This window comes from Vibrio sp. VPAP30 (genome assembly GCF_001188205.1).
GTDB classification, from domain to species: Bacteria; Pseudomonadota; Gammaproteobacteria; order Enterobacterales; family Vibrionaceae; genus Vibrio; species Vibrio bivalvicida.
The window spans coordinates 39558-63636 of sequence record NZ_LBLS01000026.1 but is presented as its reverse complement, the minus strand read 5'-3'; the positions used below and the strand labels follow the sequence as shown (position 1 = coordinate 63636).

The window sequence follows — 24079 nt, the reverse complement described above, 5'->3', positions numbered from 1 at the left end:
AATTCAAGCTTTACATAGAGTGATGTAACTTAAAATTTTCTAAGTACAGCCTGCAACTTGGCGACTATTTGCTTACTTTCGCTCGAACTTCGGTGAGCTTGTGAGCAATACGATTAACTCCTTCATGCGCAAACACTTCGTCGAGATTCATCGACAGTTTACGGCGCCAGTTAGGATATTCATCTACCGTGCCCGGAATGTTAACTGGTTTGTCCATTTCTAACCAATCTTCAAGCTGAACACTCAGTAACGTCGAAGAACCCGCTGCGACATGCAGTTGCAGCGCTTCTGCTAAGTGGGAGTCCATCGGTACATATTGTGCGTCGCGGCCAACACCTTCAGGCAAATAACCATGCCATGCGACAGAATCAAGGATACCCTGTTTACATTCAAGACGATCAGCAAACAAACCCTTTAGCTGCTCGGCGTCTGGGTATAGACCCAGCTCTTCACCCATTTTGAGGTCATCACAATGCCAGAAACCACGTAAAGTAGGCATATCGTGGGTACACAAGGCGGACATAGATTGCTCTGCGTAGTGTGCAGGAGAAATAAAGCCACCGTCATCTTCAGACGTTTCGAAGAAAAATACCTTGTAAGAGTGCACGCCCGCATCACGAAGAATCTCTACGATTTCGTCAGGAACCGTACCTAAATCTTCACCAATCACAGAGCACTGATGGCGGTGAGATTCTAGTGCTAGGATAGCTAGCATATCTTCAACTGGGTAATAGATGTACGCACCTTTAGTTGCGTTTTCACCTTTTGGAATCCACCACAGGCGTAGTAGACCTAATACGTGGTCGATACGTAATGCACCACAATGCTTCATATTTGCACGTAGTAGTTTGATGTAAGCATCGTAGCCCGTCGCTTGCAGCACTTGTGGGTTTAGCGGAGGTAACCCCCAGTTTTGACCTAATGGGCCAAGAACATCTGGTGGCGCACCGATGCTTGCATCCATGATCAGGTTGCCTTCATCTGCCCACGTTTCAGAACCAGAATCTGCTACACCAACAGCCAGGTCGCGGTAAAGTCCTACTGACATACCTTTCTCTTCAGCCAGTGCCTGTGCTTCTTTGACCTGTGAATCTGCAATCCACTGAAGATACATGTAAAGGTGCACTTGATCTTGGTTCTGCTCGATAAAGCTTTGTACTGCACTGTTGTCAAATTTACGTAACTCTTCAGGGAAGACAGGCCAGCCCCAAACGTTGGAATCTTCAGCATGGAGTGTGGCATGAAGTGCATCGAACGCCGCTTGATGCACTAGGCTATCACCGCCTTCTTCCACAAAAGCTAGGAAAGCTTGCGCACGCTCAGAATTTTTATCTAAATGACGCTTTTTAAATTCAGCAAATAGCTGAGGAAGCACACTCATCTTTAAGCTAGACACTTCTGTGTAATTTACCCAGTGAGATTCACGCGCTTTTTGTAAGCGTTGCTGGAACTCCGCACTGCCCACTTTTTGCTGCGCTTCGATGCTCAATGCAAACTCAGGGACAGAACTTACATCAATGTACATGATGTTTAACCAACGACGCGATGATGGGCTGTATGGGCTAGCACCTTCTGGGTTGGCAGGAAATAGTGAGTGAATTGGGTTTAGACCAACAAAATCACCACCGCGTGATGCGATGTCTGCGACAAGCTGTTTTAGGTCACCAAAGTCACCAATGCCCCAGTTGTGTTGGGTACGAAGGGTATAGAGCTGAACACTCGGGCCCCACATTTTCTTACCGTTTAAGATACCGTCTTGTTTGAAACACGCTTTTGGTGTCACGATTAGAGTCATCTCATACGGGGCTTTACGACGCTTACGAGTGACTGTCAGCTTGTGGTAACCCCAAGCAATGTCTCTCGGTAATGCAAACACTAAAGGGCCACCCTCTTTGCGCTCATCGCGAACGATTTGCGACTGAAGATAGCCTTCAAGTACCTCTCCCTGCTCAGTGTCTAAGCGCCAGCTAAACTCACTTTCGCGAGCACTAGAGCCTAAATTAAGGGCTACTTCAACAGGTTCACCATCGCGAACCACCAGCACTGGGTCAAGCACATCTTTCTTATGCTTTTTTTCTGCTGATTTCAGAAGAGTCTCATCATTTGTCGTGTCATAGCCTAAAGACGCAAGTAAGTGACGAATGGTTTCGTCTTCAACTTTAGCTTCATCTCCCCACGCGCTAACGTAGCTGTCGGCAATTCTCGCCATTTCCGCGACTTGTTTTAATGCGTTATCTTGTTTCATCGCTCTCTCCGAAGGACTGCTAATACCTTCAAAATTTGTAGGGTTATTATAAAAAGAGTAGAGCCAAGGCACTCTGGCCTTGGCTTTTTTATTCAATTAGCGCTTAACAGCTTCTAATTTCCAGATGTTATTGACATAGTCTCTAATTGAACGGTCAGAGGTAAATTTGCCCACCAACGCAGTGTTCAAAATAGCTTTCTTAGCCCAACCAGCTTGGTCTTGGTACTGTTTACCCATATCCTCGTGCGCTTGGACATAAGATGCGAAGTCAGCCAAACATAGGTATGGGTCACCGCCATCTAGCAAGCTATCGTACGTTGCACGTAATAAACCAGGCTGGCCAGGAGTGAACTCATCCGTTAGTAACAGATCCAAAGATGCTTTCAGCAGAGGGTCTGCATGGTAGTAGTCGTAAGGATTATAACCTTGAGCTTTCACTGCTTGTACACCATCAACATCTAGGCCGAAGATGTAGATGTTTTCATCACCCACTTCTTCACGAATCTCAACGTTCGCACCATCCATCGTACCGATAGTTAATGCGCCGTTAAGAGCCATCTTCATGTTACCAGTACCTGACGCTTCTTTACCCGCTAGAGAAATCTGTTGAGAAACGTCAGCTGCAGGAATGATGATTTCTGCCATGCTTACACGGTAATCAGGGATAAAGACCACTTTTAGCTTGTTGCCAATACGTGGGTCGTTATTGATCTTTTCAGCAACCTTGTTGATTGCAAAGATAATCTCTTTCGCTAAGTGGTAACCCGGCGCGGCTTTCGCTGCGAAGAAACATACGCGAGGCGCACATTCAAAACCAGGTTCGTTGATAATGCGATGGTATAGAGACAAGATATGTAGCAAGTCTAGGTGCTGACGCTTGTACTCGTGCAGACGTTTGATTTGTACGTCAAAAATCGCGTTAGTGTCTAGCTCGATACCCATGTTATCTTGAACCCAGTCCGCTAGGCGCTGTTTGTTCTGCTTCTTAACTGCCATGAATTCTTTCTGGAATTTTGCGTCAGTTGAAAACTTAGCAATACCTTCTAGCAGCTCTAGTTTTGCTGGCCACTCACTACCCACTTTGTCTGTGATTAACTGAGATAGGCCAGGGTTACAGAACTTCAACCAACGACGTGGTGTAATACCGTTGGTTACATTAGTCAGTTTACCTGGGAAGATTTCGTTGAATTCTGGGAAAAGATCTTTCTTAACTAGCTCAGAGTGAAGTGCTGCTACGCCATTTACTTTGTACGAACCAATTACACAAAGGTTTGCCATACGAACCATGCGATTGAAACCTTCTTGAATAATCGACAGCTTCGCTTGCTTCTCACCATCACCAGGCCACATCTTACGAACTTCTTTTAGGAAGCGGTGGTTGATTTCAAAGATAATTTCCATATGACGAGGCAGTAGGCGCTGGATTAGTGACTCAGGCCAAGTCTCTAGCGCTTCTGGAAGTAGCGTGTGGTTGGTATAAGCAAACGTATTTGCACTGATTTCCCACGCTTCATCCCACGATAGACCTTTATCATCGATAAGGATGCGCATTAGCTCTGGGATTGCGATAGTTGGGTGTGTATCGTTAAGCTGAATCGTTTCTTGCTTAGGCAGATCTGCAATTGCAAAACCTGCTTCTTCATGACGACGCAGAATGTCACGTACCGACGCTGCCGAGTGGAAATACTGCTGCATTAGGCGCAGAGTTTTACCTTTCTCATGGTTGTCGTTCGGGTACAGAACTTTTGTGATGTTACCTGCATCAATCAATGAGTGCTGAGCTTCAAAGTAATCACCGTTGTTAAAGCTAGCTAGTGAGAACGGTGCAATCGCCTGACATTCCCATAAACGTAGTGGGTAAACAGTGTCAGACTCGTAACCTACGATTGGTAGATCCCAAGGCATTGCTCTTACGCTCATACCTGGTACCCATTTACGGATTTCTTTACCGTTTTCGTGTGACACTTCAACGTGACCGTAGAAACCAATTTCTTGCGCAAGTTTAGGACGCGCTACTTCCCAAGGATAACCTTCAACACCGCGCCATGCGTCTGGTGCTTCTTGTTGACGTCCTTCTTTAAACGACTGCTTGAATAGACCGTATTCGTAGTGCAGACCGTAACCTACCGTTGGGAACTCTTGCGCAGCACATGAATCCATAAAACACGCAGCCAAACGTCCTAGACCACCATTACCCAGTGAAGGATCACGCTCTTCTTCTAATAGATCCGTCAGGTTTTGGCCTAATTCTGCCATCGCCTCAGTAATTTGGTCATATAGACCCAAGCTGATTAGGTTGTTGCCCGTTAGTCGGCCAATCAGGAATTCTAGTGATAGGTAGTTAACGCTCTTAGCATTTTTGATCTTAGGGTCTTGTTCAGTTTTTAGTAGATCTAGCGTTGTTAACTCAGCAAGCGCTTTACCCATTGCGAGATACCACTCACGCGCTGTCGCTGTATCTTCAGTTTTAGCGTAAGTCGCTGAGAGGTGCATTTTCACATCAGCTTGGAAAGTCGCTTTGTTAAAATTTTTCTGTTGCGTAGGTTTCATTAGAGAAATCTCACTTATTAGTTCTAATCCATCTGTGCCATATCGTGCATTGACATGAACAGCAAAACATCCTCCTAACAACACGGCTGATTGGGAGGAGGGCATAGGGCGTAGAGGGTGTATTACCTAGGGCTCAGTGATCTAACTCTCATTTAAATTTCACAACATTCGAGCTCTGGTGATAACGATCACACCATCAACGTATTTACCCTATAGCTGATGTATAAAAAGATATGTGTTAAGGAACATGCTCAATTGAGCAATATGCATACTCGATCACAATAAGTTTGAATAAAAAATGAAAGTTGCATGCACATTGGTGCAAATATGTATTTAAGGCTCTCACCAGACTGCTCACAAGGTGATTCAAATCACAAAAACAGGGCGTAGTTAGCGTCAAAATGTGAATTACGCGAAAAACCCATCGTTGATCAATAACTGTAACGATAAATCTCAAGTAACATCCTTGCCAATAAGCTTTATTGCTCAATATTTGTGCAAAGATGTACCAGTCCTTTCGGGCTCAGTACCCTGAGTTAAGGGAAAAATAGGGAATAAAAAGATGTGGATTCCTTCGAAACTCACTCGCCCGGCGCGCTTGCATAACGCAATCGTAAGGCCAAGAGTATTAGACCTTCTTCAACAAGCCCCCTTTTATAAGCTGGTATTGTTTCGTTCGCCCGCTGGCTATGGAAAAACCACCATGGCTGCACAGTGGTTGTCAGATAAATCACACGTCGGTTGGTATAGCATTGATGAAAGCGATAATGACTCGTTTCGTTTCATCAACTATTTGCTACAAGCACTCAATAAAGCGACCGATGGTAGCTGCCCTAACTCGCAGAAACTTGCAGAAAAACGCCAATTCTCTTCTCTTCACTCTTTATTTGGCGAAGTCTTTACTGAGATGTCTAATTTCCACCAAGAATGCTACTTGGTGCTGGATGACTACCACCTCATTGCGGAAGACGAGATTCATGAAGCGATGCGCTTCTTCCTTAAACATATGCCAGACAATGTCACACTAGTCGTAACTAGCCGTGCTACACCACCTCTTGGCACCGCGAACCTTCGTGTCCGAGACTTAATGATCGAAATTGGTGACGAGTTACTAGCATTTGACATAGAAGAGACAACACGCTTCTTTAATCAGCGAGTAACCGATGGCATTGACGATGTGACTGCGAACAATCTGCGAAATTACGTCGAAGGGTGGCCTTCAGCTCTACAACTGATTGCGTTGCAAGCTCAGCATCAGCACAAAACACTGGCACAATCGGCTGAGTCTTTCTCTCAATTTAACCATGCCCATCTTTGGGACTACTTGGTTGAAGAGGTATTTGATCTTCTAGACAAAGAAACACGCCTTTTCTTGCTTCAGTGCTCAGTATTAGACCACTTCAATGACCAGTTGGTGAGTGAGCTGACTGAACGCGAAGATGCGCTGAGCATGATAGAGTCTCTGAATCGATTCGGATTATTTATCCACCCGCTAGAGGGAGAGCAGAACTGGTATCGCTTCCACAACCTTTTTGCCGAGTTTCTTGCTCACGAACGTACCGCGAGGATTCCTCAGCAAGAAACACAACTTCATCAAACCGCAGCAAAAGCTTGGTTAAAACTTTCATCGCCTCACCAAGCGTTACGCCACGCTCAAGAAGCCAATAATAGCCAACTAACCGCAGACATCTTAAGCCAATACGGATGGAAAATGTTTAATGGTGGTGAACTGATCACGCTCGAAAAAGCGATCAACTCACTCACACCAGAACAGCTCTATAGCGAACCAAAACTTTGTATGCTGCAAGCTTGGCTAGCTCAGAGTCAACATCGCTATAACGATGTAGGTGATTTGCTCTCCAAAGCTGACCAGCAAATGAAGCAACTCGACATTGTATTGGGTGATAAAGAGCAAGGAGAGTTTAACGCGCTGCGAGCTCAAGTGGCGATTAACCAAGATGAGCCAGAAAAAGCTCTCGATCTTGCTGAGTTAGCACTTAGCCAGGTAGACAGCACCGTTTATCGTAGCCGTATTGTCGCTACATCAGTGGTAGGCGAAGTCAATCACGTACTTGGGCACCTAAGCCGCGCTCTACCGATGATGCAGCAAACCGAAAAACTCGCTCGCCAATATCAAGTTTATCATCAAGCGCTTTGGGCTATGCTTCAACAAAGCGAAATCTTGATTGCTCAAGGTTACGTCCAAGCTGCGTATGAAGTGCAAGATAACGCATTCAAATTGATCGAGGAACATCATCTACAGCAAGTACCATTGCACGAGTTTTTGCTCCGTGTTCGCGCGCAAATTCTGTGGTGTTGGAATCGCCTTGATGAAGCGGAAGAGTGCGCCTATAAAGGACTACAAGTACTTGGTGATCACAGCCCTAGTAAGCACTTGCACAGCTACTCGATGCTAGCGCGTATTGCCATTGGCCGTGGCGAATTGGATAAAGCTGGCAAATTTATTGACCAAATTGCCCACTTGCTTAAACAGTCAACCTATCACGTTGACTGGACAGCCAATGCATCATTATCACTAATTCTATTTTGGCAAGCGCGTGGCGACCTAGACTCTATCCAACAGTGGCTTGAAACCACTGTGCGCCCTGAAACAGCTTGTAACCACTTTACTCAGCTTCAATGGCGCAATATTGCACGTGCACAAATCGCTTTAGAGCAGTATGCTGACGCGGCCAAGACACTGGAGTTCTTACAGCAACAAGCCCGACAAAATGAACTACTAACCGATATTAATCGCAACCTGATTGTCGAGGCCGTACTAGCAATTTCTCAAGATGATGAAGATACTGCACGCGAGCACCTAAAGCACGCACTAGAGTTAACCAACCAAACTGGCATGTTGGGCAACTTCTTAGTCGATGGAGCGTCGATTGGCCATATCCTAGAGAAGCTCAATCAAAAAAGTGAACTGGGAGATTTGGAGCGCCACCGTGCTCAGCAATTACTTAAAGATATTTCGACCACTCAGCGTAGCAGCTCGGTTCATTTTGATGAAGAGTTTGTTGAAAAGCTCGTCAACCACCCAAATATACCAGAGCTTGTTCGCACAAGTCCTCTCACTCAGCGCGAATGGCAAGTTCTTGGTCTGATCTATTCAGGATTTAGCAACGAGCAAATTGCTCAAGAACTGGATGTAGCAGGCACAACGATCAAAACCCATATTCGCAACCTGTACCAAAAGCTTAATATTGCCAACCGTAAAGAAGCGATCAAGACAGCCGAAAACCTACTGCAATTAATGGGATATTAGATATAACTAACTCAAGTCAAAAGACGCGAGAATGATCAAAAAAGCCAACAGCTTTCACCGTTGGCTTTTTTGTTTATAGGGACTTAGCCTCCATTTCAATCTTCGTGCTCTATGAATTTCGCTTAGAGAGTTGATTTACTTCATGAATATGAGTCACTACGAATACGGCAAAAAACTCAATAGAAATGTCTTAATTCGAAGACAAAAAAGCAAAGTCATACGCAACAAGGTACTAATAAATATCACTTTATTTACTTCTTAACTGCAAGCTACGCGATTAGACTGGTTGTTTTTGTGGTCTAAACTGAAATTGAGAGATAAGGGAGACACTGGTGACAATTCCTCAAATTGCATTCAACCATAACAAAGCCAACAACGCTGAATTGGAAATCTTTGATCTTGAAAGCCTATACCAACGAAAGGGGCTGGCCCATGATCCTAGCGAGCCACACCGAGTCTCGTTTTTTGCTTTGATTTTTGTGCAAAATGGAACTGGTACACATGAAGTTGATTTTAAGCCCTACCCGTTTAAGCCAGGCTCGATCGTTTTTGTTCAGCGAGAACAAGTACAAGCATTTGATTTCAGTCAGTTCCCACAAGGCAAAATGCTAATATTTACACAGGCCTTTCTTGATCAAGTGCACATCAACATGCGTTTGCCCAACTACACCCCTACTCACTTAACCCCCCAACATTCCCCGTTGCTGGACCTTGATACCGATCACAGGAACCGTGTCGAGACACTTATTGACCAAATGCAACAGGAGATGACTCAACCAAGCACTGATCCGCTAATCGTGATGTATTTGTTTTCAGCACTTGCTCTTATATTACATCGGTTAAGACCTGAAGTACCTCTGGATAAGTTATCTGACGAACAGAGTACAAAGTTTGCGCGTTTTTTCGAACAACTTCAGGCCAACTTCCATAAAACACGCGATGCCAACTGGTACGCAAATCAATTAGGAACAACCTATAAAACACTCAACCTTACTTGCAAAGCGGCAACAGATTTAACGGCAAAACAGCTTATTGACGCATTCACCACCCTTGAGATCAAACGACGCTTAGTTGTCAATCAATCTACCTCTCAACAGCTTGCCTATGAGTTCGGCTTTGAAGATGCAAGCAACTTCGTAAAGTTCTTTAAAAAGCATAGCCAGATGACACCAGGGCAATTTACCAAACAGCACACCACACCAAAATTGTGACCGAGAGAGCGATGGAGTACGAGATTTACCATTTTTTATCTTAGATCCACAATGCTCAGCTAACCCGAACTCACTAACATGTTTCTCGAACCAACATTGAGGAACATTAGGATGAAAGTGCTAACAACATTAAAAACAACCACGTTTGTTGCTGCAGCGGTAAGCTTAAGCGCATGCGCTACACAGCCAGAGGTAACAGAGCTGAGTCAAACACAAAAAGCAGCTGCCGTTATCTCTAGTATTCAAACTGGTGATCACACAGCAATTAGCTATATCAACCCAGACAAATACATCCAGCATAATCTGGCAGTTGGTGACGGCCTAGCCGGTTTTGGCGAAGTTATGGCGGCCTTACCAGAAGGTAGTGCGAAAGCAAATGTAGTCCGTGCATTTGAAGACGGTGACTACGCCGTCACCCACACCGAATACAACTTTTTTGGCCCTAAAGTAGGATTTGATGTGTTCCGATTCGAAGACGGGAAAATCGTCGAGCATTGGGATAACTTGCAAACCATTATGCCCAAAAACCCCAGTGGCCGTACTCAGCTCGATGGTCCGACACAAGTGGTAGATATAGAGAAAACCGAACAGAATAAGCAGATCGTCACTGATTTTGTACAGACCATCTTGATCGATGGAAATATGACAAAAATCAATCAGTTTATCGCTAATGAAGATAGTGCCTACATCCAGCACAATGCTATGGTAGCCGATGGCCTAAGCGGTTTAGGTAAGGCTCTCAACGCACTTGCTGAAGCTGGCACCCCTATGATTTACAATGTAAACCATCTGATTCTTGGTCAAGGTAACTTCGTTCTGTCCATCAGCGAGGGCGAATTCCTCGGAAAGCACACTTCATTCTACGACCTATTTAGAGTTGAGAATGGCAAGATTGTCGAACACTGGGATGTTATCGAAACCATCGCGCCTAAAAGTCAATGGAAAAATCAAAACGGTAAGTTTGGGTTCAAAAATTAAATAGTCTATGGCGCAAGTCTCCCTTGCGCCACGCCTATCACTTAAAACTAAAACTGTCGCTTTACTTCACCTTGAAACCTTGCACTCTCATACTTTGATGCCACAATGTAGATGGTTTATGGAATGAATGAGAATGATATCAATGAGTTGGTTCAAAGCGACAACCCTTTCACTTGCGTTAGTTAGCGCTTTTTCGTCACCTACTTATGCCGAGGTTGGCAATGCGCCTCTTGTTGGTGGGCTATTCAACTCAACCGAAGTTCTCAAGAACCAAATCGTTAGCTCCCTCTCCTACTCTACCCGATTCGCTCGTGATGTGACCTTATTTACCATCGGAGGAATGACCCTTGAAACCTACTTACTCACACTACCTCTAGATGCAGGAACGAAAGCAAGAGTGATGGGCCAAATAGCGGATCCTACCTACTCCATCCCACTCGGTTACTTTCTCTATCAGTTTTACGATCGCTATACCGGAATTGAGAGTGGAGACAAATTTAAATCGCACCTCCAAACTGTCTATGATCAGAAAACACTTGAAGGCTTCGAACATTCTTTGTTTAAACTCACTAACGATCATCAGCCTAAAAAAAAGCAGCATGCCAAAGATCAAGCACATCAAGAAGGCTTAAAGATCGATGGGGAATTTGTGGCAGCCATGGTGACTGTGTACGACGCATTAATTCAGATTGGCGAATGGCAAGATATGGAACGTCTTCCTCAGCAATACACCTATCTCACAAAATCACCGCAGGATCTCGCTCTAGTGACAAAAGTCCAACCGATTGTGGTCAGCATTCTCAAACAAGCGGCCTCAGGGATGGACGAAGGTGAAATGAAAAATGCCTTACTGGCGATTGTCGCAGATGACGCTCCTGAACGCGCATCACTGCCCAATAACAAAGCCCAAGCTCTAACCATTACCCTAGTTGATTTCGTGCGTTTAAATGTGCTCAAAGCGTATCGTCAATTCGTTTATCAAGACGAAAGACAGAAGCGCCTTAACGACTGGCTACAAAACGCTTTTGATAATGAACCAAACAAGGCCATTGATTTTCTTCAGTCTCAACAAGAACGACGTTTCGCCGTTCAAATCACAGTGGATGGTTTACAGCAAGGATTGATGGAAGGGTTGGTTGACCAGAGTAAGCCATTTATTCCTTACGCATACAGCCGCCATGTGGAGCATGAGAAACTCAACACGCCACTGGCTCAGTCAAGCCCAGAGCAGCAACAGGATGTTCGTTTCTTAGAAATCCTTTCTGAGCAAACCTATAATGACCCGCACTATCTACCCTTTTTTAAAAAATTCTACGCGCAGAATAAAGCGTCAATTTCCCGTACTGGTGTTTCCTCTACTCCTACCATCAGTGTGCGTAACCTACCGATTATAAAAACAGGAGCAAAAGTTTCGGGAAAAAGAGGGACAGGTATTCCTAACTTCCACTTTGTTGATCGCCACGAAGATAGAGCCTACTACTTCTTCGGCAACGATGCCTTGCAACTTGATCGATTGATGCAAGCGAATAAGGTGCAGACCATGTTTGATCGACTTGTGCACTTGAAAACGCTTAACTGCAATGCGCAATATGATTGGAACGCACATACTAGCTATGACGGCTTGGTCAATCTCGGGGCGGGGGAAGCCCTCAGGGATTTCGGCGAAAAGCGTTGTCTAAAAGAGTTAGATGAGCGCGCCAAAGTTGAAACTGTACTCACCAAACAACGTCAGTCACTCATTGACAACATAGCCTCCTACCAACAACTCCCAAGGTGGGACTTCTACACCAAGCTAACTCGCAAATGGAAGATTGAGCAAGATATCTCAAATTACACCCAACTAGACGGCCAAGGTATGCCTGATTTCACACTCATCTACAACCCATGGCCCGATCACTTCGCTCACTTTGTTGGCCCTTTTAGTGACGAAATCATTATGCCGACCGGTGAACTAAACAGGCTTGATTACTGGATTAGCAGAGTAGAACAAAGTTACAGAAATGCAGGTGTTTACGACCAAACTCTGTGGGGAATCGCTGGCGATCATGGCTTAGCGCCTGTCTATTACACACTAAACCCAGAAAAGGCCATCTTCGGGCCTTTAGAGAAAGAGGTAGGCTACCCACTGATTATTAGGAAAATATCTTCAGATGAAGGAGAAGGGCCAAAGATTACTAACGCTTTGAATTATCCTAGCAATAAAGGGACAGATGTGGTGGTTGCCTCAACCGCAGGTGGTAACTTTATGTTCGACCTATTTAACTCGCAACAAGGATGGGCAAGCCAACCTATCTATAGCGAACTTATAAACTGGCGCCCTATTAATGCACCTGACAGCCAAACGGTCGACATTGTCTCAGAGTCACTTAGCTACCTCGATGACACATTGGATTACTTGGCCGTTCGCGAGCAAACATGCAATGAAAAGCAGTGTCGAGTTCGATTAGTAGCAAATCGCGATGGTGTCAGGTATGACGAACAGGTCATCAAGCAAGGAGAGCGTTATTACTATGGGAGTATTACCAGTGATAACGCGATGGTTCGAATTCTCGATGTCAAATCTCTCAACCCTTATCTTCCTATACCAAATGATTCTGGGCTTAATCGGTTTGCCTATCTAGTAGAAAAGTGTCTCCATCGGGCTAACTTAGAGGACAGTCAAACTTGGTGTAATGGGGATCAATGGCGAGAGTTAACACACTATACGCCAAGACCAGACTCTGTGGTTCAGTTAGCGCAACTATATGCCGAAGATAGAGCAGGAACCATTAACTTATTCCCTAGAGAAGGCATTGGCTACAACACTAAAGTTCCAGGGAGACACGCAGGTGAAAGCTACCTTGAAAAAGATGCCTTCATCGGATTCTGGGGAACCCCCATTGGATCGCAAGCAATACCACTAAAGTCAGAAGCTAATGGTTCATTAGCACCAACACTATTCGAGTATTTAACTGGTGAAGCTGTAGTAGAAGGTGAAAACGGCTGGGGTTACCCTTCCCTACTCAATAAGCTAGATATTCACTAACAGGCAGATTTTAAAGTAAAAAAGCGCCATTTCGGCGCTTTTTTTAAAAAAAATCTCGAATCCAATTAAAACTTCTTCGGTGCGTAACCTGTCATCACTTTTAGCTGAAGTTCTTTACCTAGTTTGGTCGTCGGATGAACAACAACAAGGCCTTTCACTGACTTCTTCAGTTTACCCATGTCTGCTTGTTCTGCTTTCGTGATCTCGCGAGAAAACGGCATATCCAAAAGGCTCTTACGCTCTTTGTTCATGTCGTAACTCTGCTTGTGCTTCATCGAGTTGGCTTTTTTGGTCAGTTTGTCGATGTCATTGGTAAATTTGGTGATCATTTCTTGGTCACCACGGCCTTTTGCTGCCTCTAGCTTGCGTTTGCAGTTATCTAGACGATTATTGATAGTTTGTAATTCTTGCTTAAGGCTCATGGTCACACTCATAAAGAAATGGAAAAGGGCGGGGAGTGTAGCATAAGCCCACTCACCGCCCTAATTATAATCACTCAGTTCAACTTTTCACTAGCGAGATTGATCATATCGATTAATAGCCCGTTCCAATCGTTCAAAATCTGATTGAGTTAGATAGCTTTGCAATGCTGAAAACTTCTCTTCATCCCACTGATAAATCTTCATGGCCAACAACTTTGCCACTTCTTCAGATTCAAAGCGATATTTAATAAGCTTGGCAGGATTACCACCGACCATGGCATATGGTTCAACATCTTTGGTCACGACGCTATTCGCAGCAATTACGGCACCTTCACCAATAGTGACACCGGGCATGATCATCGCTCGCATGCCAATCCACGCTCCATCATGGATGATAGTGTCGCCCTTACTTTGATAAGAGCGTTCAACCTCATCAAGAAACGGGTAGAGACAAAACCAGTCGACACGATGGTTGTGGTTCCCCCCCATCAAGATAACGGCTTCCGCAGCAATGCAAACGTAATCACCAATATAAAGCTGATCTATTTCCCAACGTGGATCCCATTGCTTACTTATCTCATCGCCATGTAAGTAACGGACAACAGATTGCTCGAATCCATTATCCCAACAATCACTGTAATAGCTGTGGGTGCCTTTTGTATGGATGTTCTCGTTACTGACAACTTCATGAAGTAACTGAAATTTAGACCAATGTTTTTTTGTCATGACAAATTCCTCTGATTAATTTGATTTTGCCACGGAACGAATTTTCGTGGCGTTGTTTAGACGTTCAAACTAAACAAAACCATTTGCACCCGAGGTTGCTTTAATAGGGGTTGAGTTTTCATATTAAGACTCCTTTGTGCGCAAACTATAAGCCAAAACTTACAATTTATGTCAGTATTAAGTGAGTTTATTTATGTATAAGAATAATAAGGAAGATTTATGTTTTTGCGCCTAGTGTTGCTGTCTATACTCTCTTTCTCTGCTCATGCTTTTTCGGCATCAGATAACGTCACTATCCGTTATCTTGAACCGAATAGTAGCGCTGAAGCTAAGTTGAAATCAGAGATTGAACAAAGTGGTGTTAATCAAACTCTCATTGAGTTGTCTGACGACCTGTTTCCCTTCAACAAAACACTCACCATAGAGTATGGTAGCGAAGATGAGCCATTGTACGACCCGGAAAAACACATTGTGCAGATGCCGTACCGCTTTTATCAAGAGGCGCTGGACTACTTTAAAAACAACAAGTATGACGAAAAGTACGGAAAATCTGCCAAGCTTGGAGCGATAGATACCGTCCTTCACACCTTGCTTCACGAAGCTGGACACGCTTATATTGCCGATCAAAATATCCCTATATTAGGCAAAGAAGAAGATGCCGTAGATAACTTTGCCGCCGTGATGATGATTGAATACGTTGAAAACGGTGAAGAAGCCACCATTAGCGCAGCGGATATGTTTGCTTTTGAGTCAGAAGATAAACCCGATTACTATGAATTTGGCGAGTACATTGATGAACACAGCTTCGACTTGCAACGCTACTTTTCAACGCTTTGTTTAGTGTACGGCAGCAACCCAGAAAAACATCAGAACTTGCTCGACGAAGTGGAAAATGACTATCTTGCTGATCGCAAAGACTTCTGTGTATTCCAATACCAGCATGTCGCCCAGAATTGGCACAACTATCTTAATGTAGAAGCCTCTGAATAATAGTGGTACGCACTTATAGTTATCGAGTAAGACTACCTAATACCTGCGAATCAGCTACAACTACAAACACCGATTTATTTTATTGCTGGCAACACTCTTGCTAGCACTAGATTTTCTTCAACTAAGTATCTGACAGACAAGACTAAGTGAGAGCATTATCAATATTTACGCTTGATTCTACTAATGTCTAACCAATTAGACCTATAAACCCCTCAAGATTCACAGTCAACTGTCGATAAATTGGCTAGTCTTATAGGTATACATTTGGGTCTATAAGCATGATTCCAATAAACAAGCGCTTTTCTTAGATGAAGAACGACCAAGTTTTTCTTTAAGTTAAGAAGCGATTATTACTAAAACAGGATGTTTGTATGAGTCTTACTATTCGTAGCCGCCTCTACATTTTGGCACTGGTTCCGCTGCTCGTCATTGCATTAGGTATGCTTAGCTTTACCTATATGAAAACCACCGAACTCAATGAGCAGCAGATTGAAGTTACCCGCACTAACATGATGAACATGAAAAAAGCGGAGCTTAGAAACTACCTTCAGATGGCAAAGTCGGCGGTTCAACCTTTCCTCAACCGAGGAGCAAGCTTAGAAGAAGCTTATCCAACCCTGAAAACGCTAGAATATGGTAAAACAGGCTATGTCTTTGGTTACGATTCTAAAGGTATTCGCCGAGTCCAAGGCAGCAGCGAAAAAGGCATTGGTGACAGCTATTGGAACTTGCAAGATAAGCAAGGTAATTATCTAATCCAAGATCTGATCCGTAATGCCAAAACTGGTGAGTTTACAACCTACTATTTCCCTAAACCAGGTGAAACGGTCGCGTTACCTAAACTCAGCTACTCTATCTATATTCCTGAATGGGACTTAATGATCGGAACTGGTTTCTATACTGATGACATCGATGCAATTATCGCTGAAATGGAAAATGCAACCACCAACGCTCTGCAAACCACTTTGTCTGCGATTATTATTTTCTGCTTAGTCATCGCTGGTATTGTTGCTGTGTTCGCCGTTGCTGTAAACCGTACCATTATGAAACCACTTGAGATGTTTGATGAATCTATTCGCTCATTTGCTAGCGGGGATGCAGATCTCACAGCGCGTATGGATGACTTCACAGCGCCTGAATTCTCGCAACTCAGTAAAAACTTCAACGCCTTTGTGGCAAGCCTGCAAACCATTATTAGCAGTGTTAGTAATGTGGGCCAACAGGTTGTTTCTGAGACTAACAACATGTCACTGCGTGCTGCAAAAGTTGATGAACTTGCAACAGGGCAACGTGAAGAGACTGAACAAGTCGCCACTGCAATGACAGAAATGACAACAACAGCAAGTGAAATTTCAAATAATGCCAGCCAAGCAGCGGACTCAGCCAAAGAAGCTGACGACAACGCCAAAGAAGCTCAGGGCATTGTAAACTCCGCAGCACAGTCAGTTGAAGCCTTGGCTGAAGAGGTATCTCAAGCGAATAGTGTTATCTCGCGCTTAGAAGGCGACGTGCAAAACATTTCATCTTCTCTTGAAGTGATTCAAGATATCGCTGAGCAAACTAACCTGTTGGCACTTAATGCGGCTATTGAGGCAGCACGTGCAGGTGAACAAGGTCGCGGTTTCGCGGTGGTAGCAGATGAAGTTCGCAAGCTAGCAAGCCGCACCCAAGACAGTACAGGTGAAATCCATCAGATGATTGAGCAACTGAAAGCGGCTTCAGATGATGCAGTCAAAGCCATGGAGTCAAGCCAACAACGTGGTGCAAGTACCGTAGAAGAAGCCAATGCAGCAGCTCAAGCCCTAATTCAAATCCAAGAATCTATTGGCACTATCATGGACATGAACTCGCTGATTGCGACTGCAACCGAAGAGCAAAGTTTAGTTGGCCAAGAGATATCAGAACGTATCGTTGTTATCTCTGACCAGAGTTCCAAGTCTGCCGAACTGGCGAACGAGAACCGCTCAGGGAGCCAAGAGCTTAACCACAGAGCCAATGAACTCTACGAGCTGGTCGACCGCTTTTCAGTTTAATTAGCAACACAAACAAGAACGCCCTAAACCAAACGGTTAGGGCGTTTTACTTTTTACCCAAGCCACTCTTGCTTAGTTGCCACCAAAACAGAGATATTTCACATCCATATATTCATCGATACCCAGTTTGGCTCCTTCACGACCAATTCCCGATTGTTTGACTCCGCCAAATGGAGCAGCTTCAGTCGAAATGATCCCTTCATTAATACCAACCATCCCGTATTGCAGAGCTTCTGCGATTTTCCAGACTCGGTGAATATTCTGGCTGTAAAAATAAGCAGCCAATCCATAGATCGTATCGTTAGCCATTTCTATCAATTGATCGTCATTGTCAAATGAAATCACAGGGGCAACAGGGCCAAAGATTTCTTGCTGTACGATATCCATACTATGTAAGACATCTTTCAGTACCAATGGCTGCATGAATAGCCCATCTAACAACCTCGGGGGAGAAACGGGGTTAGCGCCTTGCTGAATCGCCACATCAACGAGTGCTTGAATACTTTGCTTGGCTGAACTGCTGATTACAGGCCCTATATTCACCCCTTTATCAAGCCCATTCCCTACTTGAAGCTCTTGTACCTTCGCATCAAACTTAGCGACAAACTCCTCATACACATTGCTATGAACGTAAAAGCGGTTGGCACACACACAGGTTTGCCCTGCATTACGAAACTTAGATGCCATCGCTCCAGCAACTGCTGCATCAACATCAGCATCTTCAAAGACAATAAATGGTGCATTACCTCCCAACTCCATTGAAGTGCGCTTAATATCGTAAGCGCTCTGCTGCATCAAAATGCTACCGACTTGAGTTGAGCCAGTAAAAGAGAGCTTACGAATCAACGGGTGAGAGGTAAAGATCGCCCCCACTTCCTTAGGATCAGAGCCTAAAACGACTTGCAACACATCGCGTGGAATTCCGGCTTGATACGCTAACTCAACCACCGCAAACGCACATAAAGGCGTCAATTCTGAAGGCTTAACAATGAAACTGCAGCCTGCCGCTAAAGCTGGGGCAGCTTTGCGAGTAATCATCGCGATAGGAAAGTTCCACGGCGTTATTGCGCATGCAACTCCAATGGGCTGCTTAATAGTCACCAAACGCTTGTCTCGACTAGGGGAAGGGATTGTCTCACCGTAGGTACGTTTCGCTTCTTCAGCAAACCATTCGATAAAGCTCGCACCATAGAGCACTTCACCTTGGGCCTCGATAATAGGCTTACCTTGCTCCAGAGTCATTAATCTTGCTAAATCATCTTTGTTATCTAACAGCAATCGGAACCACTGTTGCAGCATATTCGAGCGAGCCTTAGCAGGTAGCATCGCCCACTCTTTTTGAGCGCTATGTGCTCTCTCTATACCAGCAACTATGTCTTGCTCAGTGGATATAGGTGCAAAGCCTAAACTTTCACCCGTCGCAGGGTTTGTGACCTCAAGACCTTGGTCATTATCTGCTGCCATGAATGAGACAAAACTCTGATTAGTGAGTAACTGCATGGTAATTCCTTATGGATAAGCGCGTAGTCCTTACTATCTATCATACTGCACTTGGCTTTTACGTCAGCTAAACGTAAATAGCATTTACTGTTTTTGATAATATAAATTGCGTAAAAAGCCCTATCAAATATTGATAGGGCAGATCTTTTACTCGTGAACTGTTTTTATTACGAAAGGTCTCTGTGCATTCAATGCTGTATTTATTAAATACTGGCTCCCGGTAAGTTGGGGTAATCGGTATAGCCAACTTCATTACCACCAAATAGGGTTGAACCATCGAGTTCTGCTAGCGGCTGCCTGTATTTTAAGCGTTCAACCAAATCCGGATTAGAGACAAACGGACGCCCAAACGCGACCAGATCGGCATAACCTTTCTCAAGCACTTCATTCGCACTTTCTAGGGTATAACCTCCCGCGACGATAATGGTATTGGTGAAATACTCGCGTAGTTCAATGCGGAAACTTTCTGGAATCTCTGGGGCATCATCCCAGTCCGCTTCCGACAAGTGTAAGTAGGCAATACCTCTATCTTGAAGCTGTCTAGATGCCTGCAAAATTGTTGGTACGATATCTGGGCAGTTCATATCTTTAAAAGTAATGAAGGGAGCAAGCCTCACGCCAACGCGACTTGCACCAATAGCAGCAATGACTGCATCGACAACGTCGAATAAAAAACGAAGACGATTTTCTCTGCTACCACCATAGTTGTCTGTACGATGATTGGAGTTGGTTCGCAAGAACTGGTCGATAAGATAGCCATTGCCGCCATGAATTTCGACACCATCAAAGCCCGCTTCAACAGCCCGCTTCGCGGCATTAGCAAAATCTTGAACAACGCGAACAATATCCTTTTGCGTCATAGCTTTTGGCTCAACACAGTCCACTATATTGCCATTGCCCTGCTCGTCGGCAATCCAGACTTGCGTTTCAACTGGCTTTAATGCCGAAGGAGCTATTGGCAACTCACCGTTTTGAAACACAGGATGTGAGACTCGACCAACATGCCATAGCTGACAAAACATTGCAGCGCCTTGCTGCTTAACGCCTTGAGTGATTTGCTTCCAGCCAGTGACTTGCTCATCGGTATAAACCCCGGGGGTAAATGAGTAGCCTTGCGAGTCATCAGAGATCTGAGTCGCTTCGGAGATGATCAGTCCAGCACTAGCTCGCTGTTTATAGTAATTCGCCATCATCTGATTAGGAATATTGCCCGGCTGGCTGGTTCGCGCCCGAGTCATTGGTGCCATTACCAAACGGTTTTGCAGTTTAAGGGATTGAAGCTGGGTTGGTTGAAAGATTTTGCTTGCTGACATAATCATGGTTTCCTTGATATCTATTTTCGTTCCGTTAGTTTATTACCTCGATAAAATTTGATAATTGAGTAATATTTAAATTGATTATTCAGCCATACCGAATAATAAGGAGAGAAAGGTGGACAGGTTTTCCGATATGACACTGTTTGTCAGCATTATCAAAAATCAGGGGCTAGCAGCCGCTGGGAGAGAGCTCGGCCTATCGCCAGCAACGGTGACGGCAAGACTGCAAGCTTTAGAAGATCGCTACGGGGTTAAGCTGCTCAATCGAAGTACTAGGCATATTTCATTGACTGACTCGGGCGCTATGTATCATCAAGCTTGCCTCGAAATCATCGACAGCGTCAAAGAAACAGAAAACCTGCTTCAAACTGGTATCAAGGAAGTGCGCGGAACATTAAAGATTTCCGCACCAAGAGATATAGGTAAACAATATATCTCACCGATGTTATCTGAGTTCAGTGAACTGTATCCAGAAGTGATTCCCTACCTCTACCTAAATGATAACTTGTCTAACTTGGCAGAGTCTGGATTGGATATCGTAATTCGTTATGGGGAACTTGCAGATAGCAATCTTATCTCTCGCAAGCTAGCGCCTAGTCGACGAGTACTATGCGCATCTCCTGAATACTTAGCGAAAAAAGGTACACCTATCACGCCACAAGATTTAGCCAATCACGACTGTTTAGCTATGGTGCGAAGTAATGAAGAACTCAAAACATGGCACTTTCAAGAAAAAAATAAACACAATGCGATTACCGTGATGCCAAAGCGCTTTTCTGATGATGGTGAGGTCATACGCCAGTGGGCACTCGAAGGTGCAGGAATTGCGCTGAAATCGGTTATTGATGTGCAAGAAGACATCAAACAGCAGCGTTTAGTGACACTGCTGAATGGCTATATGAAGAACTTCAATGCCTCAACCTCTTCGGCGGGTGCAGACTTAAATGTTATCTATCTAAGCAGGCAGTACCAACCAAAAAGAATCCGGCTGTTTATTGACTTTTTAATTGAGAGGTTTAGTCGCGTTTAGTGCTCTTTATTATTGAGAAACGCTTCAACTTGGGTATCAAGTTTATGCTTCCACTGAGGAGGTATTTCACGTTCGATCTCATCCAGTAGAAGTGCCGTTTCGTCACTCGGCATCACTTGCTGCGCGGCTTTAGCCCAAAGATAACTTTTCGCCATCATCTGTGAACCATCTTGATCCATTTGCTGCAATTTTTTCCAATACAACTGAGCGGTCGGTTGGTAAGCTTTTTCCAATTTCAACGATGACGCCACTTCGAAGAAGTAGAGAGCTTTGTTCGAACTATGTTCGTCTCCCTGAGTTTCTCCGGTCGCTTCTAAGTAAAGCAGTGCCAATTTATATGCTGCATCTCCCGAACGATTGTTAATCGCTTGCTGATACCAGTATTCTGCTGTCGCGGCATCAAACACTTTATGGTTTGTACTATAGATGTCTCCTAGCGTCACCTGAGCTTTAACTGCATTTCTCTCCGCCGCTCTTTGACACCATTCAATCGCGCTATGCACGTTGGGTACATACCATTTTGTGCCTAGATACAATCGGCCCTTATCACAGGCCGCTTCATAAACGCCACTCTCATAAGCCAGTTCAAACCAATCACTCGGATTTTCACTGGACTCGTGATGCAATAAGCAAAAACCGTACTCTTGTTGCGCTGCGGGTATACCTTTTTTAGCCGCGACCGAAAATAGATGACAAGCCTGCTCTAAGTCTTGCTTAACCTCTCCCCAGCCGAACTTATAGAACAGCGCTAACGCGAAATGCGCTTCGGAAGATCCCTTCTGTCCTAAACGCTCAAACATGCCGAACGATAACGAGTAATCTTCAATTGCAAGCGCATCATAAGCTCGCGTTAGCTGTTCTTTCTGGTCTTCTGCATAACTCAACGACGTAAAAACTAGGCTAAGCATCATCAGCCCAAAACATTTATTTATAATATTTATCATTCAACTAGTTTCTCGTTGGGAAAATACCTTGTAGCGCAATAATCCAGTTCACCACGACATAAGGCATACGATTCTCGTGAGACTGGTCGCCACCAGCACTATCAACTGTAGTCGAAGCGGAGAGATTATTTGAGGCAACCAAACTAAAAGATATTGAATCAGGACTCATGTCGACATCTGGTACATCCGCAGAGTACATAGATTTGCTTTTCCCTTTTGCCAATACATTGCCTGTTGGGCTTTTCTCGCTTGCATTACCACTAAACGCATGTAAGCTGATCACGCCATCGACATCGATATCACCAGACATCTGAGTGGAAGCCGTGTGAGTGTGAGAAGGCATTTGATCTTGAGTAAGAACGACGCTTTCAACACCGCCACGAGCACCCAGTGAATAGCTGCTTAGGCCCGGTCCAGTTCCTGCACCTATCAGAGCGCGACCACGGGTATCTGGCAAACCAAACGTCGTTCTCCCATCTCCGCCGTAGGTGGTTCCCAAGATAGAGAACAAAGCCGTGTTCTGTGAAATGCTTAATAGCTGCCCTTGAGCCAAGGCATATCCACGAGGTGCGAAGTTCCCAGCAAACGCACACATAGTTCCAATAAGAGGGGTATCACTGCACGCTAATGCATTAGAGCTAAACATTAACGAAGGTACTAAGGCTCCGGTGAGAACCAGTTTTCTTATACAAGGGTTCATAACTCAACTCCCATCATTGTCAGGTTTATTAAACGCTAGCTATTTATTGACGCTATCAAAACAACAATCAGAGCAACTCATTCAAATCAAGATTTATTTTTCAAATCAACACCTTGTAATGAGCCCGCTCTAACAATGCCTTTATTGACAACAAAATCAATAAAACTAAACCTTTACAGTATAGGTTGGATTTATGCGGTAATGAGACAATTTGTGGTAGGTTAGCTTTCGTGCATATTGCCTAGAGTCGGATTATAGAATTACCTCTTAAAAGCATGAAGCCTTTAGCAGCGACAAACAATCTATTTACTAGTTAGCCTCACTATTCTAGAAAGGCTAACATAAATTGATTTAGGGGTTTTGCTCGCGAAACTTATCGCCAACGTCCTTGAACGTAGATATATGCTCTTCGGCATGATACGCCGCAGCCTGAGGATCATTATTGCAGATCGCATCGACCAAAGGCTTATGTGCATCGACAATACTGGCAGGCTCGTGGCTTGCCAAGTCGATATTAAAAAACAGCAACATTTGGTTGGAGACATGACGATAGATATTAACGAATCGGCTGTTGTGGCTCATAGCAACAATCAAAGAATGCAGCTCAAGTTCGTATTTACTTAAAGTCTGAGTCGTTACATTGTCCATTTTGGCCACTTTTTCGAAATCGGCCATTAGCTCCTTAAGCTGCTGTTTGTTCTCATCATCGGCTTTTATCGCCGCAAGCCAAGCAGAACGCGATTCAATAGCCACTCTCAGGTGGTAAATCTCCCACAAGTCTTGCTCATTTATCTCAATAACCTGCCAGCCAGCATAAGGTTTTTGCACTACTAACCCTTCATGAGACAAAGTATTCAAAGCCATTCGGATAGTGCTTCGCGAGAGCTCTAACTCTTTTGCTAGTGAACTTTCTACGATTCGCTCACCCATTTTGTAGCTGCCATTCAGGATCAAGTCTCGCAAATAGCCGACTGCCTGATCTTCCAAACTGCTTTTATTGAACTTCACCATCACTAAACCCGTTAAAAACCAAAGCTTAATCATTTTAAATCAACTAATTACACACTGCAAAGCAGCATTTATTAGCGATTACTTGTATTGTCTAATTTAGTGACGATTGTCTAACAATCCGACAAAA

The 24079-nt window shown here is 44.3% G+C and carries 16 protein-coding genes; 7 read left to right on the top strand and 9 right to left on the bottom strand.

Annotation, left to right across the window (positions count from 1 at the left end; all coding sequences use genetic code 11):
- Window positions 1-64: 64 nt before the first annotated feature.
- On the bottom strand, window positions 65-2245 hold the full coding sequence (malQ, locus tag ZX61_RS10780; RefSeq protein WP_049844635.1) for a 4-alpha-glucanotransferase: 2181 nt from the start codon (window positions 2243-2245) through the stop codon (window positions 65-67).
- Window positions 2246-2341: 96 nt separating this feature from the next.
- Window positions 2342-4795 (bottom strand): glycogen/starch/alpha-glucan phosphorylase, encoded by a 2454-nt coding sequence (locus ZX61_RS10775; RefSeq protein WP_049844634.1) that lies wholly within the window; start codon window positions 4793-4795, stop codon window positions 2342-2344.
- Window positions 4796-5357: 562 nt separating this feature from the next.
- Here ZX61_RS10775 and malT point away from each other — a divergent pair.
- From malT to ZX61_RS10755, 4 genes are all read left to right on the top strand, one after another.
- A complete protein-coding gene (gene malT, locus ZX61_RS10770; protein WP_049844633.1) occupies window positions 5358-8066 on the top strand; it encodes an HTH-type transcriptional regulator MalT in 2709 nt (902 codons plus the stop codon).
- Window positions 8067-8398: 332 nt separating this feature from the next.
- Window positions 8399-9277 carry an AraC family transcriptional regulator gene (locus ZX61_RS10765; RefSeq protein WP_049844632.1) on the top strand — a complete coding sequence of 293 codons (879 nt, stop codon included), beginning with the start codon at window positions 8399-8401 and terminating at the stop codon, window positions 9275-9277.
- A 111-nt stretch (window positions 9278-9388) separates the two neighbouring features.
- Window positions 9389-10255 carry a nuclear transport factor 2 family protein gene (locus tag ZX61_RS10760; RefSeq protein ID WP_049844631.1) on the top strand — a complete coding sequence of 289 codons (867 nt, stop codon included), beginning with the start codon at window positions 9389-9391 and terminating at the stop codon, window positions 10253-10255.
- Window positions 10256-10397: 142 nt separating this feature from the next.
- Entirely contained in the window at window positions 10398-13280 is a 2883-nt protein-coding gene (locus ZX61_RS10755) for an alkaline phosphatase family protein (RefSeq protein WP_049844630.1), read from the top strand.
- Between the two features lie 65 nt (window positions 13281-13345).
- Here ZX61_RS10755 and ZX61_RS10750 read toward each other — a convergent pair whose 3' ends face one another.
- Together ZX61_RS10750 and ZX61_RS10745 are read right to left on the bottom strand one after the other, a co-directional pair.
- Window positions 13346-13702: a YibL family ribosome-associated protein gene (locus tag ZX61_RS10750; RefSeq protein WP_049844629.1), complete on the bottom strand. Its 357-nt coding sequence runs from the start codon at window positions 13700-13702 to the stop codon at window positions 13346-13348.
- Window positions 13703-13792: 90 nt separating this feature from the next.
- A complete protein-coding gene (locus ZX61_RS10745; RefSeq protein WP_049844628.1) occupies window positions 13793-14428 on the bottom strand; it encodes a CatB-related O-acetyltransferase in 636 nt (211 codons plus the stop codon).
- A 219-nt stretch (window positions 14429-14647) separates the two neighbouring features.
- Between ZX61_RS10745 and ZX61_RS10740 the strand changes: the two genes are divergently transcribed.
- Together ZX61_RS10740 and ZX61_RS10735 are read left to right on the top strand one after the other, a co-directional pair.
- Complete coding sequence (locus ZX61_RS10740; RefSeq protein WP_049844627.1) at window positions 14648-15418, top strand: DUF4344 domain-containing metallopeptidase; 771 nt, start codon at window positions 14648-14650, stop codon at window positions 15416-15418.
- 371 nt (window positions 15419-15789) lie between these two features.
- A complete protein-coding gene (locus tag ZX61_RS10735) occupies window positions 15790-17451 on the top strand; it encodes a methyl-accepting chemotaxis protein (protein WP_049844626.1) in 1662 nt (553 codons plus the stop codon).
- A 72-nt stretch (window positions 17452-17523) separates the two neighbouring features.
- Here ZX61_RS10735 and ZX61_RS10730 read toward each other — a convergent pair whose 3' ends face one another.
- The gene (locus tag ZX61_RS10730; protein ID WP_049844625.1) at window positions 17524-18951 is read right to left on the bottom strand and encodes an NAD-dependent succinate-semialdehyde dehydrogenase; all 1428 of its coding nucleotides are present in this window, start codon (window positions 18949-18951) and stop codon (window positions 17524-17526) included.
- A 203-nt stretch (window positions 18952-19154) separates the two neighbouring features.
- Window positions 19155-20264: an alkene reductase gene (locus ZX61_RS10725; RefSeq protein WP_150114990.1), complete on the bottom strand. Its 1110-nt coding sequence runs from the start codon at window positions 20262-20264 to the stop codon at window positions 19155-19157.
- 118 nt (window positions 20265-20382) lie between these two features.
- On the opposite strand from ZX61_RS10725, the gene ZX61_RS10720 reads away from it, so the two are divergent.
- Complete coding sequence (locus tag ZX61_RS10720; protein WP_049844623.1) at window positions 20383-21297, top strand: LysR family transcriptional regulator; 915 nt, start codon at window positions 20383-20385, stop codon at window positions 21295-21297.
- Here ZX61_RS10720 and ZX61_RS10715 read toward each other — a convergent pair.
- The 3 genes from ZX61_RS10715 to ZX61_RS10705 form a co-directional block, all read right to left on the bottom strand.
- Window positions 21294-22208 (bottom strand): tetratricopeptide repeat protein, encoded by a 915-nt coding sequence (locus ZX61_RS10715; RefSeq protein ID WP_235431328.1) that lies wholly within the window; start codon window positions 22206-22208, stop codon window positions 21294-21296. The two genes, ZX61_RS10720 and ZX61_RS10715, sit on opposite strands and share 4 nt — an antisense overlap.
- Window positions 22209-22245: 37 nt before the next feature.
- On the bottom strand, window positions 22246-22941 hold the full coding sequence (locus ZX61_RS10710) for a phage tail protein (RefSeq protein WP_049844621.1): 696 nt from the start codon (window positions 22939-22941) through the stop codon (window positions 22246-22248).
- Between the two features lie 351 nt (window positions 22942-23292).
- A complete protein-coding gene (locus ZX61_RS10705; protein WP_049844620.1) occupies window positions 23293-23985 on the bottom strand; it encodes a GntR family transcriptional regulator in 693 nt (230 codons plus the stop codon).
- Window positions 23986-24079: the final 94 nt, after the last annotated feature.